Source organism: Flavimaricola marinus, from assembly GCF_900184895.1.
Taxonomy (GTDB): Bacteria; Pseudomonadota; Alphaproteobacteria; order Rhodobacterales; family Rhodobacteraceae; genus Flavimaricola; species Flavimaricola marinus.
This window is the reverse complement of sequence record NZ_FXZK01000007.1, coordinates 136,089-150,310: the sequence shown is the minus strand read 5'-3', so window position 1 is coordinate 150,310 and position 14,222 is coordinate 136,089. Positions and strand designations below refer to the sequence as shown.

10 protein-coding genes are annotated in these 14,222 nt (G+C 65.4%); 1 reads left to right on the top strand and 9 read right to left on the bottom strand.

Going from position 1 to position 14,222, the window contains the following annotated elements; genetic code table 11:
• The first annotated feature begins 101 nt into the window (after window positions 1-101).
• Window positions 102-1,061, top strand: a complete 960-nt coding sequence (locus LOM8899_RS16565) for a LysR family transcriptional regulator (RefSeq protein WP_093993358.1) — start codon at window positions 102-104, stop codon at window positions 1,059-1,061.
• 59 nt (window positions 1,062-1,120) lie between these two features.
• Here the strand turns inward: LOM8899_RS16565 and cysG are convergent, their stop codons facing one another.
• The 9 genes from cysG to LOM8899_RS16520 all read right to left on the bottom strand — a co-directional run bounded on the left by cysG (window position 1,121) and on the right by LOM8899_RS16520 (window position 14,125).
• Complete coding sequence (gene cysG / locus LOM8899_RS16560; protein WP_093993357.1) at window positions 1,121-2,533, bottom strand: siroheme synthase CysG; 1,413 nt, start codon at window positions 2,531-2,533, stop codon at window positions 1,121-1,123.
• Between the two features lie 10 nt (window positions 2,534-2,543).
• A complete protein-coding gene (locus LOM8899_RS16555; RefSeq protein ID WP_093993356.1) occupies window positions 2,544-3,512 on the bottom strand; it encodes a glycosyl transferase family protein in 969 nt (322 codons plus the stop codon).
• Complete coding sequence (locus LOM8899_RS16550) at window positions 3,509-6,130, bottom strand: nitrate reductase (RefSeq protein ID WP_093993355.1); 2,622 nt, start codon at window positions 6,128-6,130, stop codon at window positions 3,509-3,511. The genes LOM8899_RS16555 and LOM8899_RS16550 overlap by 4 nt, the downstream gene beginning before the upstream one ends.
• A complete protein-coding gene (gene nirD / locus LOM8899_RS16545; RefSeq protein ID WP_093993354.1) occupies window positions 6,130-6,462 on the bottom strand; it encodes a nitrite reductase small subunit NirD in 333 nt (110 codons plus the stop codon). The genes LOM8899_RS16550 and nirD overlap by 1 nt, the downstream gene beginning before the upstream one ends.
• Window positions 6,459-8,897 (bottom strand): nitrite reductase large subunit NirB, encoded by a 2,439-nt coding sequence (gene nirB / locus LOM8899_RS16540; protein ID WP_093993353.1) that lies wholly within the window; start codon window positions 8,895-8,897, stop codon window positions 6,459-6,461. The genes nirD and nirB overlap by 4 nt, the downstream gene beginning before the upstream one ends.
• A gap of 13 nt (window positions 8,898-8,910) precedes the next feature.
• Complete coding sequence (locus LOM8899_RS16535) at window positions 8,911-9,864, bottom strand: GAF domain-containing protein (RefSeq protein ID WP_093993352.1); 954 nt, start codon at window positions 9,862-9,864, stop codon at window positions 8,911-8,913.
• 55 nt (window positions 9,865-9,919) lie between these two features.
• Entirely contained in the window at window positions 9,920-11,602 is a 1,683-nt protein-coding gene (locus tag LOM8899_RS16530; RefSeq protein WP_211096216.1) for an ABC transporter ATP-binding protein, read from the bottom strand.
• 5 nt (window positions 11,603-11,607) lie between these two features.
• On the bottom strand, window positions 11,608-12,690 hold the full coding sequence (locus tag LOM8899_RS16525; protein ID WP_093993350.1) for an ABC transporter permease: 1,083 nt from the start codon (window positions 12,688-12,690) through the stop codon (window positions 11,608-11,610).
• Window positions 12,691-12,763: 73 nt separating this feature from the next.
• Entirely contained in the window at window positions 12,764-14,125 is a 1,362-nt protein-coding gene (locus LOM8899_RS16520; RefSeq protein WP_093993349.1) for a CmpA/NrtA family ABC transporter substrate-binding protein, read from the bottom strand.
• Window positions 14,126-14,222 lie beyond the last annotated feature (97 nt).

Here is a 14,222-nt window from a genome sequence, read left to right as displayed (position 1 = left end):
CCATGGATGCGCCACGCAAGGCGTGGCCGCGAGCGGGATGTTGCACCAGCACATGCGATAGGGCAAACAAATAGCACCAATCATAATGATCGATGAAATCTATGTTAAAGCCCTATGAACAACGCTTTCCATGGACGCTCGACTGGAACCTGTTGCGCACCTTCATGGTCGTGGTCGACGAGGGCGGGATCACCCCTGCCGCCCGGTTTCTGGGCCTGAAACAGCCCACCATCAGCGCCGCGCTCAAGCGGTTGGAGGACGTCACCGGCCACAGGCTCGTCAACCGATCGCCCAAGCATTTCAGCGTCACGCCGTGGGGCCGTCTGCTCTATGACGAGGCCAGCGCCATTTTCGGCGCCGTCGCACAGCTTCCCGATTTGCTCGGCGGGCTTGAAGAGGACGTGAGCGGCCATGTCAGCATCGCTCTGGCCAGCCATGTCGTCTCGGCCCATTTCGACGCGGTCTTGCACCGCTTCAACGCCCTGTATCCGCGGGTGAGCTATACCATCTCGACGATGGAAAGCGCGGAGGTCGTCGCACGTCTTCAGCAAAACAGGGTCAGTCTGGGCGTCTGCCTGTTTCAGCAGCCGCCTGCGGGGCTGGACGCCCGGATCCTGTATCGCGAATTCTTCGGCTTTTTCTGCGGACCGGCGCATCGTCTGTATGGCCGCGACGACATTGATCCGGCCGAGCTGAAGGACGAGAACGTGGTGTCGTTTCAGACCGACGAGCTGGAGGGGCCGCTTGCCGCCGTGGCGCAGCTGCGCAGGCGGCTGGGGATGCGCCCGGAGCCGAGGGGCCTGTCGTCGAACCTGCCGGAAGTCCGCCGGATGATCGTGGCCAATATCGGGATCGGCACCTTGCCCGTTCATGTCGCCCGGAAGGACGTGCAATCCGGTCTGCTCTGGCAGGTGCCGCCGTTCAAGTCCTTGCCGGCGGTGGACATTCACCTGCTGACCAACCCCAAGCGCAGCCTGAACCCCGCCGAACGCAGGCTGATCGAGATGCTCGATGCCGAGTTGGCGACGTCGCCCCTGTCCGAGCGAACATATGGCCTGTGAGGCCGACGTCCGACGCCGCGTGCCGGGGGAGGGGCGTCGAAGTCGAAGCTGCGCCCGGTTCAGGCGCAGGGCTCGTAGTGCAGGTCCGGCACCAGATGCGCCAGCCGGGCGGCCGCGGGAATCTTTGGCAGGCTGATCAGGACGATGCCGGAGCCTTCGATCCGGTGAGCGGCAATGTCGCGATGCAACGCACCGAGGGTCGTTTCGATGATCGTCTGGCCCGGTTTGGAGACATTGGCGGCGACGGTCACGGCCGTATCTACCGGCACGCCGCCGGCCTGAAGCGCCTGAGATATGTCGGCGGACCGCGCCATTCCCATGTAGAAGGCAAGCGTCGTGCCGGCCTGCGCCAGCGTGCTCCAGTCGGGGGGATCGTCGCCGGGCCGGGTCTGACCGGTGCAGAAGACGACCTTGTCGGTTTCGCCGCGCACGGTCAGCGGACGTTGCAGCGCGGCAGAGGCGGCACTTGCGGCGGTGACACCCGGCACGACCTCGACGGGGATGTTTGCCTTCCGGGCGGCCTCGAGTTCCTCGGCGGCGCGTCCAAACACCATCGGATCGCCGGATTTGAGCCGCACGACGCGCTTGCCCTGTCTGGCGGCGGCCACGATGATTTCGCAGATGCGCTCTTGCGGCCAGGCGCTTGCGCCGACGACCTTGCCGACGAAGACCCGTTCGGCGTCCCGCCGCGCCAGTTCCAGAACCTCGGCATCGACCAGCCGGTCATAGAAGATGATGTCGGCCTCTTGCAGCCGTTCGACCGCGCGCAGCGTCAGCAGGTCGCGCGCACCCGGCCCGGCGCCGACGAGCGCGATGCTGCCCTGCGTGGCCCCGGTGGGGACCGTGCCGGCCACGATCGCGTCCTTGAGCAATCTGGCGGCCTCGCGCTCTGCGCCGCGCTTGTGCGCGTCCCACGGCGCGCCCTTGAAGGCCCAGTTCCAGAAGGCGCGCCGGTCCTTGCGCGGAATGTGCCGCGTCACCGCTGCACGCATCCGCCCCGCGAGCGCGGCGTAGGAGCCGAGCCGGGGATCGAGCAGTTGTTCGACCTGTGTCTTGATGGCCCGTGCCAGAACCGGGGCGGTTCCTTCCGTTCCGATCGCGACCACGACGGGATCACGGTCGACAAGCGACGGCGTCGTCAGATCACAGAGCTCCGGTTGATCGACGACATTGACCGGCGCGCCGGCGGCCTTGGCGATGGCATGAAGGCTGGTGTCGATTGCCGGACAGCCGGTTCCGACGAAGACCATGGCCGCGCCGGCAAAGCTGGCCGTTGTGATCGCCCCGCGGCGGTTGGTGGCCTTGCCACTCGCGACGAGGTCTTGCAGCTCGGCATCCAGCTCCTCGGCAAGGATCACGATTTGCGCATCGGTCTTCAGCATCAACCGGGCCTTTTGCGCGGCCTGTTCGCCACCGCCCGCGATGATTACCCGCCGGCCGGTCGTCTTGATGAACATCGGGAAACTCTGCATCGGTTTTCCTTTATGCGGCCTGTGCGCGATTGCGGCTGGTCCAGAGGTCTTGGGCGAGGCGGTCGGGCTCGGCCACGCCGAGCGTGTGCAAGGCAAGCGCCGCGGTGCCCAGAATGACCGCGCGGGCGAAATCGTCCTCGATCCGCCCGGACCAGAGCGCCGTGAGGTCTGCCACGGCCTCTTGCCCGTCGGCCAGCCGCCGGACCTGCGGATAGGTCGCGTCGAAGGATGCCTGCCAAGGCAGCCCGTCGCGGAGGCCGAAGGCCTGCACGTCTTTGCTCGGATGCCGTTCGAATTCGCCGCCGCCGCCCTTGATGACGGTCAGATTTGGCTGCCCCAGCAGGGTGCAGGCATCGGCCTGCGCCTCGCGGTAGGAGGGGTGAAAGACCCCTTGGACCGAGCTGGCCGCGTCGAACGGATTGAGCAGCCGCAGAACCGTATTGATGCACGATCTCAGCCCCAGCACGTCGCGCAGGCGCAGCAGCCCGTAGAGCCGTGGCGACGCCGCTTCGAGCGGCACATAGGTGATGCCCTCGCTGCCAAGTGCCGCCGCCGTGGCGCTGGCGGAGCCGGTCATCTCGATGCCCAGTGCCGCGCAGCCTTGCCGCACATCCGCGATGCTGTCCTGCGCCGTATTCCAGCCGTGCAGGACGACGGGAAATCCCGCTTGCGCGACGAGTTTTGCGCTGAGCAGGAACCAGGGCAATCCCCGCGTCCGCCCGGCCGCGTAGCAGGGCCAGTCCAGCGCGGGGCCGATCCCGGTCCAGCGGCAATCCTGCCGTGCCGCCTGCACGAAGCCTGCGAGTTCTGCCGCCGTCTCGCCCTTCATCCGCATGAGCATCAGCAGCGCCCCGACCGCTTCGGGGGCCGCCGTGCCCGAGAGGATCACCTTCATCGCCGCCGATGCCTCGTCCATCGTCAGCGACCGCGACCGCCCCGGTCCGCGCCCGAGGATTTGCACGTAGGGGGCCAGTGTCATTCCGCCGCCTCCCGGTTTTGGCTGCTGGCCAGGAGCCCCGCCAGTTCGGGCCGGCAGGAGCCGCAGTTGGTGCCGGCCTGAAGCGCCGCGCCGATCGCCTCGACGCTCTGCAATTGCCGGCTGTCGATCGCGGACAGGATGGTGTTCAGCCCGACCCCGAAGCAGGCACAGATCGTCGGGCCGGGATCGACCTGATCGACGGGGGTGCGCCCGGTGATCGCGCTGTCCGGAAGCCCTGCGAGGTAGTCGCGCATAACGGCGACCGGTTTGGCGGAGACGAACAGGGCGGCTTCCAGCCCCCTGTCACCGAACAGAACGGCCCGGAAGCTGCCGCCTTGCTTGTCCTCCAGCGTCTGCATGCTGCCCTGCGTCTGCCCGAACAGCCTGCGTGCGGCGTCTTCCCAGTTGTCCGGTGTCTCCAGCCCGGCCAGTTCGCATCTCCAGCCCTTGGCCGTCGGTGTTCTGGCCCAATAGTCGCAGTCGGGGTCGATCCCGCTGCGCGAGACCGCAAAGCCATACCAACGCGCCGGAAAGCGGTCGATCATGACCGCTGCAGCCTTGCTCTCGGGCTGACCCGAGACCGGATCGACCGCGCCGGGCACAAGGCAGTCGATGACCCCGCTGGGGGCGGTTTGCTTGGTCCAGTGGATCGGGGCGAAGCACTGTCCGGGCCGGACCCGATCGGTGATCAGCGCCCGCAGGATGGCGCTGCCATGTTGATTGTGGACCCGCACCAGCCCGGCCGGATCGACGCCGATCCTCTGGGCGTCGCCGGGGTGGATTTCCAGAAACGGTTCCGCCAGATGGGCGGCGAGCCGGACCGATTTGCCGCTGCGCGTCATCGTGTGCCACTGATCCCGGGTCCGCCCCGTATTCAGCCGGTAAGGCAGGTCGACCGTGGCGGGAGCGGCCAGACCGCGGGGCTGCAACGGCAGCATCCGCGCCTTGCCGTTGGCCGTGAAGAAGCCGCCCTCGGCAAAGAACCGCCCGCCTTTCCGCGCCGCGTAGGGCCAGCGAAAGGGCTTGCAGGTCGCATAGTCCGCATCCGAGATGTCGGCCATGCCGGAGATGTCGAAGTCGCGCCCGAAGCCACCTGCGATGCCGGACAGGGCCGCATGTTCGCGAAATATCTGGGCGGGGTTGTCGTAGTCGAAGGCCGTGGTCCATCCCATCCGCCGTCCGACCTCTGCCAGGATCGCCCAATCGGGCCGGGCGCGTCCGGGTGCCGGCAAGAGCCCTCTCTGCCGGCTGATCGTGCGGTCGGAATTGGTGACGGTGCCGTCCTTTTCCGCCCAGGCGGTCGCAGGCAGCAGCACGTCGGCCAGCCGCGCGGTATCGGTCTGCCCCGTGATGTCGGACACCACCGTAAAGTCGCAGCCCGATATGGCCGCGGCGATGGCGGTGCTGTCGGGCATCGAAACGGCGGGGTTGGTGTGGATGATCCACAGCGCCTTGATCTCGCCCCGACCGACAGCTCGGAACATGTCCACCGCTTTCAGCCCAGCGGTTTCCGGCATCTGCGGCGCATCCCAGAACTGGCGCACCGCCTGCCGGTGATCGGGGTTTTCGAGATCGAGATGGCAGGCCAGCATATTGGCCAGCCCGCCGACCTCGCGCCCGCCCATGGCGTTGGGTTGTCCGGTCACGGAAAACGGGCCGCAGCCCGGTTTGCCGATCCGCCCCGTGGCGAGGTGGCAATTCAGGATCGCATTGACCTTGTCCGCGCCGGAGGTGGATTGGTTGACCCCTTGGCTGAACACCGTGACCACCTTTTCGCTGCCGATCCAGAGCGCCACGAACCGGGCGAGATCTGCCTCGGACAGGCCGGTGATCGACACGTCGCTGGCATGGGCCGCGGCCACCGCCTCTGCCACACCGTCGACGTGGGCGGCCAGAAAGGCCCGGTCCATCGCGCCCTGCCTGTCGATCTGCGCGAGCAGGTGGTTGAACAGGGCGACGTCGCTGCCCGGCTCCAGTGCCAGATGCAGGTCTGCCCCGTCACAGCTTGCCGTGCGCCGCGGATCGATCACCACGATCTTCATCTCCGGCCGTCTGGACCGGGCGGCGAGGATGCGCTGATACAGGACCGGGTGGCACCATGCCAGATTGGACCCGGTCAGAACGATGAGGTCGGCCAGTTCGAGGTCTTCGTAGGTGCCCGGAACCGTGTCGCTGCCGAATGCCCGTTTGTGCCCTGCCACGGTCGAAGCCATGCAAAGCCTTGAATTGGTGTCGATATTCGCCGTTCCCATGAAGCCTTTGGCGAGCTTGTTGGCGACATAGTAGTCTTCGGTGAGCATCTGACCGGAGACATAGAGCGCGACGCTGCCGGGGCCGTGATCGGCGATGGTCCGAGAGAACCTGTCCGCCACCAGTTGCAGCGCGTCGTCCCAATCGGCCACGCCGCCGTGGACCATCGGATCGAGCAGCCGGTCCTCGACCCCGACCGTTTCCCCCAAGGCCAGCCCCTTGGAGCACAGCCGCCCGAAGTTGGCGGGATGATCCGGATCCCCCTGCACGTCGAGGCCACCATCGCCGGTGGCCCGCAGCAGCACCCCGCAGCCGACCCCGCAATACGGGCAGGTGGAGCGGACCGCGTCCGCTTTGGTCCGGTCCATCAGGCCGCGGTCCTTTTGGAGAGGGCATCGCCGTCCAGCAGCAGCCGTCCTGCCTCGAGCCGCAGAGGATAGGTCTGGATCTGGCCGTTGTCGGCGCCTTGGGCGGACCCGGTTTCCAGCGAAAAGACCCAATTGTGCAGCGGGCAGGTCACTTGCCGTCCGTGAATGATCCCCTCACTCAGCGGCCCGCCCTTGTGCGGACAGCGATCGGAGGCGGCGAAGACCTCGTCCGGCCCGGTTCGAAACAGGGCCACGCAGCCTTGCATGGTCTTGACCACCCGCGCGCCGCGCAGCGGTATGTCGTCGATATGGCCCACATCTATCCAGCTCATTGCGCGGCCTCCAATGTCAGATCGGCGAGGGGTTGATAGGTCTCGGCCTGCGCCGCGTGTTCGGCCCAGGGGTCCTTGCGGTAGACCGTCTGCGACAGGTCGAACCGCGCGATCAGGGCGGCCCGGTTTTCCAGATCATCCACCACCTGCGATTTGACCCAATCGAGGCCGACCTTGGCCACCCACTTGTAGCCCCGGTCCAGATACTTCGCATTCTCGCGGTAGAGCTGGATGAAGGCGGTGGTCAGCGCGATCGCTTCCGCCTCTGTCGCGACCTTGCCCAGCAATTCGGTTTCCCGCACGTCCATGCCCGCGGCGCCGCCGACGGACACTTCGTAGCCTGAATCGACGCAGACGATCCCCACATCCTTGCAGGTGGCCTCGGCACAGTTGCGCGGACAGCCCGACACCCCCAGCTTGACCTTGTGCGGCGTCCAGGAACCCCAGAGCAGCTTTTCCAGCTTGATGCCGAGCCCGGTGCTGTCCTGCGTTCCGAAGCGGCAATGGTCCTTGCCGACACAGGTCTTTACGGTCCGCAGCCCCTTGGAGTAGGCGTGGCCGGACACCATGCCGGCCTTGTTCAGGTCATACCAGATGGCCGGCAGATCCTCCTTGCGCACCCCCAAGAGATCGATCCGTTGACCGCCGGTGACCTTGACCGTAGGGACGTTGTATTTATCGGCGGCATCGGCGATGGCCCGCAGTTCGTCGGCCGTGGTGATCCCGCCCCACATCCGCGGCACGACGGAGTAGGTGCCGTCCTTCTGGATGTTGGCATGATTGCGTTCGTTCACGAACCGGCTTTGCGGATCGTCCCGATACTCCAGCGGCCAATCCGCCAGGAGGTAGTAGTTGATCGCCGGCCGGCAGACGTGACAGCCGTTGGGTGTCGACCAGCCCAGCTCTTGCCAGACCGCATCCTGCGACTTGAGCTCCTGGCTCTTGATCAGCCGCCGAACATCCTCGTGAGACAGGTCGGTGCAGCCGCAAACCGCCGCCGTGGCGGGCATCTTGAAGGCGTCGCCGAGGCTGACGGCCATCACCTGTTCCACCAGTCCGGTGCATGTCCCGCAGGAGCCGCTGGCCTTGGTCTGCGCGCGAACCTCGCTCAGGGTGGTGGCGCCGGCTTCGATGGCCTCCACGATCCGGCCTTTACACACGCCGTTGCAACCACAGATTTCTGCGTCAGCCGGCAAGGCTGCAACGGCTTGCATGGGGTCCACGGAGGCCCCCTGCATGTTGGGGCCGAAGATCAGCGTATCCCGCATCTGCGAGATGTCGGTCTTGTCCCGGATCAGCCCGAAGAACCAGCTGCTGTCGGTGGTGTCGCCGTAGAACACGGCCCCGATCACCACGTCGTTCTCGATCACCAGCCGTTTGTAGACGCCGCGCGCCGGATCCCGAAAGACGATGTCCTCGCGCCCGTCGCCTTCGGCGAAATCGCCCGCGCTGAACAGATCGCACCCCGTCACCTTGAGTTTCGTCGAAAGCTCCTTTTGAACGAAGCACGCGCTTTGCCCGGTCAGGGTCTTGGCGGCGACCGCGGCCTGATCGTAGAGCGGCGCCACGAGCCCGAAAACGGCCCCGTCATGTTCGACACATTCGCCCACCGCCAGAACGTCGGCATCGGAGGTGAGCATCTGGTCGTCGACATGGATGCCCCGGCCCACGGCAAGCCCACTGTCCCGTGCCAGCGCCACGTTCGGACGGATGCCCACGGCCATCACCAGAAGGTCGCACGGCAATTCCGTGCCGTCATCGAGCAGCAGCGCGCGGACCTTGCCGTCCTTGCCCAGGATTTCCTTGGAATTGGCACTGCATCTGACCGTGATCCCCTTGTCGATCAGCGCCCGCCGCAGCAGATAGCCCGCGGCCTCGTCCAGTTGCCGCTCCATCAGGTGCGAGTTGAGATGCACGACGGTGACATCCACACCGCGCAGCCGCAGCCCCGCGGCGGCTTCGAGCCCAAGAAGCCCGCCGCCGATCACCACCACCTTGGCATCGGGATTGCCCGCGACGTCGATCATCCGGTTGGTGTCTTCGAGATCCCGGTAGGCGATGACCCCTTCCAGATCGTGACCGGGCATCGGCACGATGAAGGGGGTCGAGCCGCTGGCGATCACCAGCTTGTCATACGCGACCGCCCCGTTTTCCCCGGTGACGGTTTTCCCGGCCAGATCGATGGCCGTGACCTTTTCGCCGAACCGGCAGGTGACGCCGTGAGCCTCATACCATTCGGCGTCGTGGGTCACGATCTCGCTATAGGATTTCTCGCCCGACAGCACCGGCGACAGCATGATCCGGTTGTAGTTTCCGCGCGGCTCGGCGTTGAACAGGGTCACGTCCCACGCGCCGGGCGCCAGATCGGACAGGGTTTCCAGCATACGGCCGGAGGCCATGCCCGCCCCGATCACCACAAGTTTCTGTTTTGTCATTGTGTCGATCCTCTCAGATATACCATGCGACGACATGGGACAGCCCGCCGCCGCGATGAATGGGCAGGCCGACAAAGGCGTTGTAACCTTCAGGCAAACCGACGTTTTTCCGAGCGACGACCGGCAGCCCGGTGCCCAGAACCTGACCGATCACGCCTTTCCACGGGCTGGCGGTCGGTGCGTCGCTGTTCAGCCCGTCGCCGTCGTCCTTCCACAAGGCGCCCGCCCGTTCGCAAACCCCGTCGATCAGGACGGCATTGCCGGATTTACCCATGCGCGCGGCCCGCGCGTCCCAGATCTCGAACCGGCGCGCGATCGGCGTGCCCAGCGCGGACAGCAGCGTCAGGATGTAGGGCGAGCCTCCCGGCACGGGGACGGGAAACCCGATCCCGGTCGTCAGCCCGGCCTTGCCCGCCGCAGAGGCCCGGATGAATTTGTACCCCGCCCCCAGATCCCGCATCAGGATCGGCGTGTCAGAGGCCCAGACCCCTCCGGGCAGGCCTTGCCCACGCGGGAAATGCGTGTGCCGCGAGACAAATTCGAACTCTTCCGCCGCGCCGTAGTAGCCGTCGTCCAGCGTCAGCATGTCGTCGGCGTCCGTGGTCCAGACCTCGATCGCGCCGGTCCGCACCGCATCGTCGCCGCACAGCACGACCAGCACGGCCAGCAGCGTCGCCTCGGCAAAGACCGGGATCGCGACGGCGGCGGTCAGCCCGGCCTCCTTGGCGGCCTCGGTCCGCTGAAAATAAGATCCATCGAAGGATTTGAGCACGACCGGCCGCGCCTCGGACCATGCCTTGCCGGGCAAGCCTTCGCCCTTGGCAAAGCTGGTCTTGCGCGATGCCGCCTCGAAGCCGTCGAGCCCGTTGTAGTCCCCGGCCGAACAGACCAGCCGTTCGCCTTTCGGAACCCAGACTTCCGCGACCCGGATAAACGGCTCTGTTGAAGTGTGTGCGACGACGTTCATCGTGTGTGTTTCCTTGTCCGTCCGCCTGTGGAAAGCGCGGGAATGACGCGCGGCTTCATTCGGCGGCGACCGCTGTCGCGACCGGTTTCGCCTTTGGCTTGGCGCCGTGTTCGTATTCCTCGAGGAAATCGAGAACCTGCTGCCGGTAGCGGTAGTAATCGGGGTGCTCCAACAGCGCCTTGCGCGTGCGCGGCCGCGGCAGATCCACATCGACGATCCGACCGATCGTGGCCTGCGGCCCGTTCGTCATCATGACGACCCGGTCTGCCAGGAGGATCGCTTCGTCGACGTCGTGGGTCACGCAGATCGCGGTGACCTTTGTCCGCGACCAGACCTCCATGAGAACCTCTTGCAGCTCCCAGCGGGTCAGGCTGTCCAGCATGCCGAACGGTTCGTCCAGCAACAGCAGCTTGGGCGACAGCGCAAAGGCGCGCGCGATCCCGACGCGCTGTTTCATGCCGTTGGACAGGCTGTCTGCCTGCTTGTCCATGCTGTCGGCCAGACCGACCCGTTCGAGATAGTATTCGACCACGTCCTGCCGTTCGGCCCGGCTGGCGCGCGGATAGACCTTGTCGACACCGATGGCGACGTTCTCCTTGGCGCTGAGCCACGGAAACAGGTTCGGCGACTGGAACACCACGGCCCGCTCGGGGTCTGCCCCCTCGACGTTCCAGCCGTCGAGCCGGATCGCCCCTTTCGAGATCGGGTTCAGCCCGGCCGCCATCGTCAGCACCGTGGATTTGCCACAGCCAGAGTGTCCGATGAGCGAGATGAATTCGCCCTTGTTGACCTTGAGGTCGAAATTCTCGACCACGGTCAACGGCCCCTTTGGCGTCGGGTAGATCTTGTGCAGTTGTGAGAAGGTCAGAAAGCGGTCTTCGATGCCGCTGGCCTGCGCTTCCTTGACCGCGGCGGGCAGCGAGTGGATCGGCGTGACGTTGGGCAGGTGCCGGGTGCCTTCGACCCGGGCTTCGATCCCCACATCCATCAGATATTTGGTGATCGTGGCCCGCAGCGCCTTGAAACCGTCGTCGGTGTTCATCTCCATCCGGTCGCGTGGCCGCGGGATGTCGATGACGAAGGGGTCCGCCAGAGTTCCGTCCGGGTTCAGCACGATCACCCGGTCGGCCATCAGGATGGCCTCGTCCACGTCGTTGGTGATCAGAAGGCAGGTCTTCTTGTCCTGTTCCCAGATCCCGAGGATTTCGTCGGCCAGATTGGCCCGCGTCAACGCATCCAGCGCCGACAGGGGTTCGTCGAGCAGCAGAACCTCGGGATCGAGCGCGAGAGCCCGTGCGACAGACACCCTCTGCCGCATGCCGCCGGACAGCTCCGACGGCCGACGCGCCGAGGCGTGCGACAGTCCGACCATCTGGATGTAGTGATCCGCTTTCGCCGATTTCTCGGCCTTGGACATCTTGGGGAAGGCGGCGTCGACGGCCAGAAGGACGTTGCCCTTGACCGACAGCCACGGCATCAGCGAGTAGCTCTGAAACACCAGCCCCCGTTCGGGGCCGGGGCCGTCGACCGTTTCACCCTTGAAGCTCACGGACCCGGAGTCGGGCGTGTCCAGCCCCGCGATCATATTGATCAGCGTCGTCTTGCCGGTGCCCGAGAAGCCGAGGATCGCCACGAACTCACCTTGGGCGACCTGCATCGAGATATCGCGCAGGATCTCGATCCTATCGGTCCCCTGACCATAGCCTTTGCAGACGTTTTCGAATGTCAGAATGCTCATCCCGCTCACCGATTGTTCGAGAATGTGAAGAGCGATTGCAGCGCATACATGACCCGGTCGAGCATGAAGCCGATGATCCCGATGGTCAGCACCGCGACGATGATCTTGGCCAGCGACTGCGACGAGCCGTTTTGGAATTCGTCCCAGACGAATTTGCCCAGACCCGGGTTCTGCGCCAGCATCTCGGCGGCGATCAGCACCATCCAGCCCACGCCGAGCGACAGCCGCAATCCGGTGAAGATCAGCGGCAGGGCAGAGGGCAGCACCAGCTTGGTGATCTTGGTATAGGTGTTCATCTTGAGCACCCGGCTGACGCTGACGAGGTCCTTGTCGATGCTGGCCACACCGAGGGCGGTGTTGATCAGCGTGGGCCACAGCGAACAGAGCGTGACGGTGATGGCCGAGACCAGAAAGGATTTGGCGAAGAGCCCGTCGTTGGTCACGTAGACCGCCGACACGACCATCGTCACGATCGGCAGCCAGGCCAGCGGCGAGACCGGTTTGAAGATCTGGATCAGCGGGTTCAGCGCGGCATTGGCGATGGGCGAGAGACCGGCGAGGATCCCAAGCGGGATGGCCACCAGAGAGGCGATCAGGAAGCCGAAGAACACCGTGAAGATCGATGTCCAGATTTGGTCGTAATACGACGGTGCGCCGGTATAGCCGATGTCCTTGACCTCGTCGCCCCGGCCCTCGGCGATCAGGCGTTCGTTGCGTTCGGCGACCCGTTCGTAGAAGACCGCCTCACGTTCGGCCTTGCGTACCGCATCTTCGTGCAGATTGACCGCTTCGGTCCAGACCGCGCCGGGGCCGGGGATGGCTCCCAGCGAGGTTTGCACCTTTGGCGCCAGCGTGGCCCAGAGCATCAGGAAGGCGAGGATCGCCAGAAGCGGCACGCAGAACAGCCGCCAGATCTCCTTGAGCTGGGCTTTGGGATTGTCACCCGCCGCGGCCCGCAGGATCGGTGTGACCCATGCCAGCCCGATCACGCTGAACCATTTGTCGGCGGTGTTGATGCGGGAGAAGATCCGCGCCTTGCGCGCCTCCCTTGCCTGCGAGTTTTCAAATTCCGGATCGATGGTGGTCATGGCTGTCGCGCTCCCGTCTGGGCGTAAAATGGGGCAGTGGAGGCCGCGCGCAGGGCCGCGCGGCCTCGCGGTCTCAGTTGACGACCTGATCGCCGACGACCGTCTGGCCGCTCTTGAGGCCGATGGTCAGGCTGTCGATGTAGGCGTTGGGGGTCCGACCGTCGTAGACGACGCCGTCGATGATATCGCTTTCGGGTGTCGCGGGCCGGTAGCCGTCGCTGTCCCACGGGAAATCGGCCTCATCCGCCAGCCCCTGGTCCACCAGGCTCCGCGCGGCGGCGAGATAGATATCCGGCCGGTAGACGCTTCTTGCCACCTCATCGAACCACGCGTCGGTCTGGGGCTCTGCGATCTGACCCCAACGCCGCATCTGCGTCAGATACCAGACCGCGTCGGAGTAGTAGGGATAGGTGGCGTTATACCGGAAGAAGACGTTGAAATCGGGCACTTCCCGGACATCGCCCTTTTCATATTCGAAGGTGCCGGTCATCGATGCGGCGATCACGTCCGCATCCGCACCGACATATTCCGGACGGCTCAGGATCTCGACCGCTTCGAGCCGGTTGGCGTTTTCGTTCTCGTCCAGCCACATGGCGGCCCGGATCATGGCCCGCACCACGGCCTGAGTGGTGTTGGGATTGGCTTCGACGAACTCTTCGGTCATGCCGAAGACCTTTTCGGGGTTGTTGCGCCAGATTTCGTAGTCCGTGATCACCGGCACACCGATGCCCATGGCCACGGCTTGCTGGTTCCACGGCTCACCCACGCAGTAGCCGTGGATCGTGCCGGCCTCCAGCGTCGCGGGCATTTGCGGCGGTGGGGTCACCGAGAGGAACGCCTCGGCACCGATCTGACCGGAGGTGTTTTCAGGGCTGTAGAAACCGGGGTGAATGCCGCCGGACGCGAGCCAGTAGCGCAATTCGTAGTTGTGCGTGGAGACCGGGAAGACCATTCCCATGTTGAACGGCTCGCCGCGAGAGGCGAAGTCTTCGATCACCGGCTTGAGGGCGGCGGCGCTGATCGGATGCTCGGGCAGCCCGTCCTCGCGGCTGGAGATGTGCGGCCGCATCATGTCCCAGACTTCGTTCGACACGGTGATGCCGTTGCCGTTCAGATCCATCGAGAAGGGCGTCACGATGTTCGCTTGCGTGCCGTAGCCGATGGTCGCCGCAATCGGCTGACCGGCCAGCATATGCGCCCCGTCGAGGGTTCCGTCGATGACGCCGTCGAGCAGCACCTTCCAGTTCGCCTGCGCTTCGAGCGTCACGAACAGGCCTTCGTCGAAGAAGTAGCCCTGCTCGTAGGCGACCGCCAAGGGGGCCATGTCGGTGAGCTTGATGAAACCGAAGGTCAGTTCGTCGACTTCCAGATCCTGCGCCCATGCGGGGGCGCTGAGGGCGGTTGTCGCTGCGAGCGTCACAAGAAGTTTGTTCATTTGGTGATCCTTGAAGGGAGCCCGGAGAGGGCCCGGAAAAACAAAAAAGCCGCATCGATCCTGTGCGGGTGCACAAGGTCGAGCGGCTTTGCTCACG

Coding starts and splice junctions, on each gene's coding strand:
- nirD (WP_093993354.1), bottom strand. CDS start 6,462: ATGAGCTGGATAGATGTGGGCCATATCGACGACATACCGCTGCGCGGC.
- LOM8899_RS16520 (WP_093993349.1), bottom strand. CDS start 14,125: ATGAACAAACTTCTTGTGACGCTCGCAGCGACAACCGCCCTCAGCGCC.
- cysG (WP_093993357.1), bottom strand. CDS start 2,533: ATGCAGAGTTTCCCGATGTTCATCAAGACGACCGGCCGGCGGGTAATC.
- LOM8899_RS16530 (WP_211096216.1), bottom strand. CDS start 11,602: ATGAGCATTCTGACATTCGAAAACGTCTGCAAAGGCTATGGTCAGGGG.
- LOM8899_RS16555 (WP_093993356.1), bottom strand. CDS start 3,512: ATGACACTGGCCCCCTACGTGCAAATCCTCGGGCGCGGACCGGGGCGG.
- LOM8899_RS16550 (WP_093993355.1), bottom strand. CDS start 6,130: ATGGACCGGACCAAAGCGGACGCGGTCCGCTCCACCTGCCCGTATTGC.
- nirB (WP_093993353.1), bottom strand. CDS start 8,897: ATGACAAAACAGAAACTTGTGGTGATCGGGGCGGGCATGGCCTCCGGC.
- LOM8899_RS16525 (WP_093993350.1), bottom strand. CDS start 12,690: ATGACCACCATCGATCCGGAATTTGAAAACTCGCAGGCAAGGGAGGCG.
- LOM8899_RS16565 (WP_093993358.1), top strand. CDS start 102: ATGTTAAAGCCCTATGAACAACGCTTTCCATGGACGCTCGACTGGAAC.
- LOM8899_RS16535 (WP_093993352.1), bottom strand. CDS start 9,864: ATGAACGTCGTCGCACACACTTCAACAGAGCCGTTTATCCGGGTCGCG.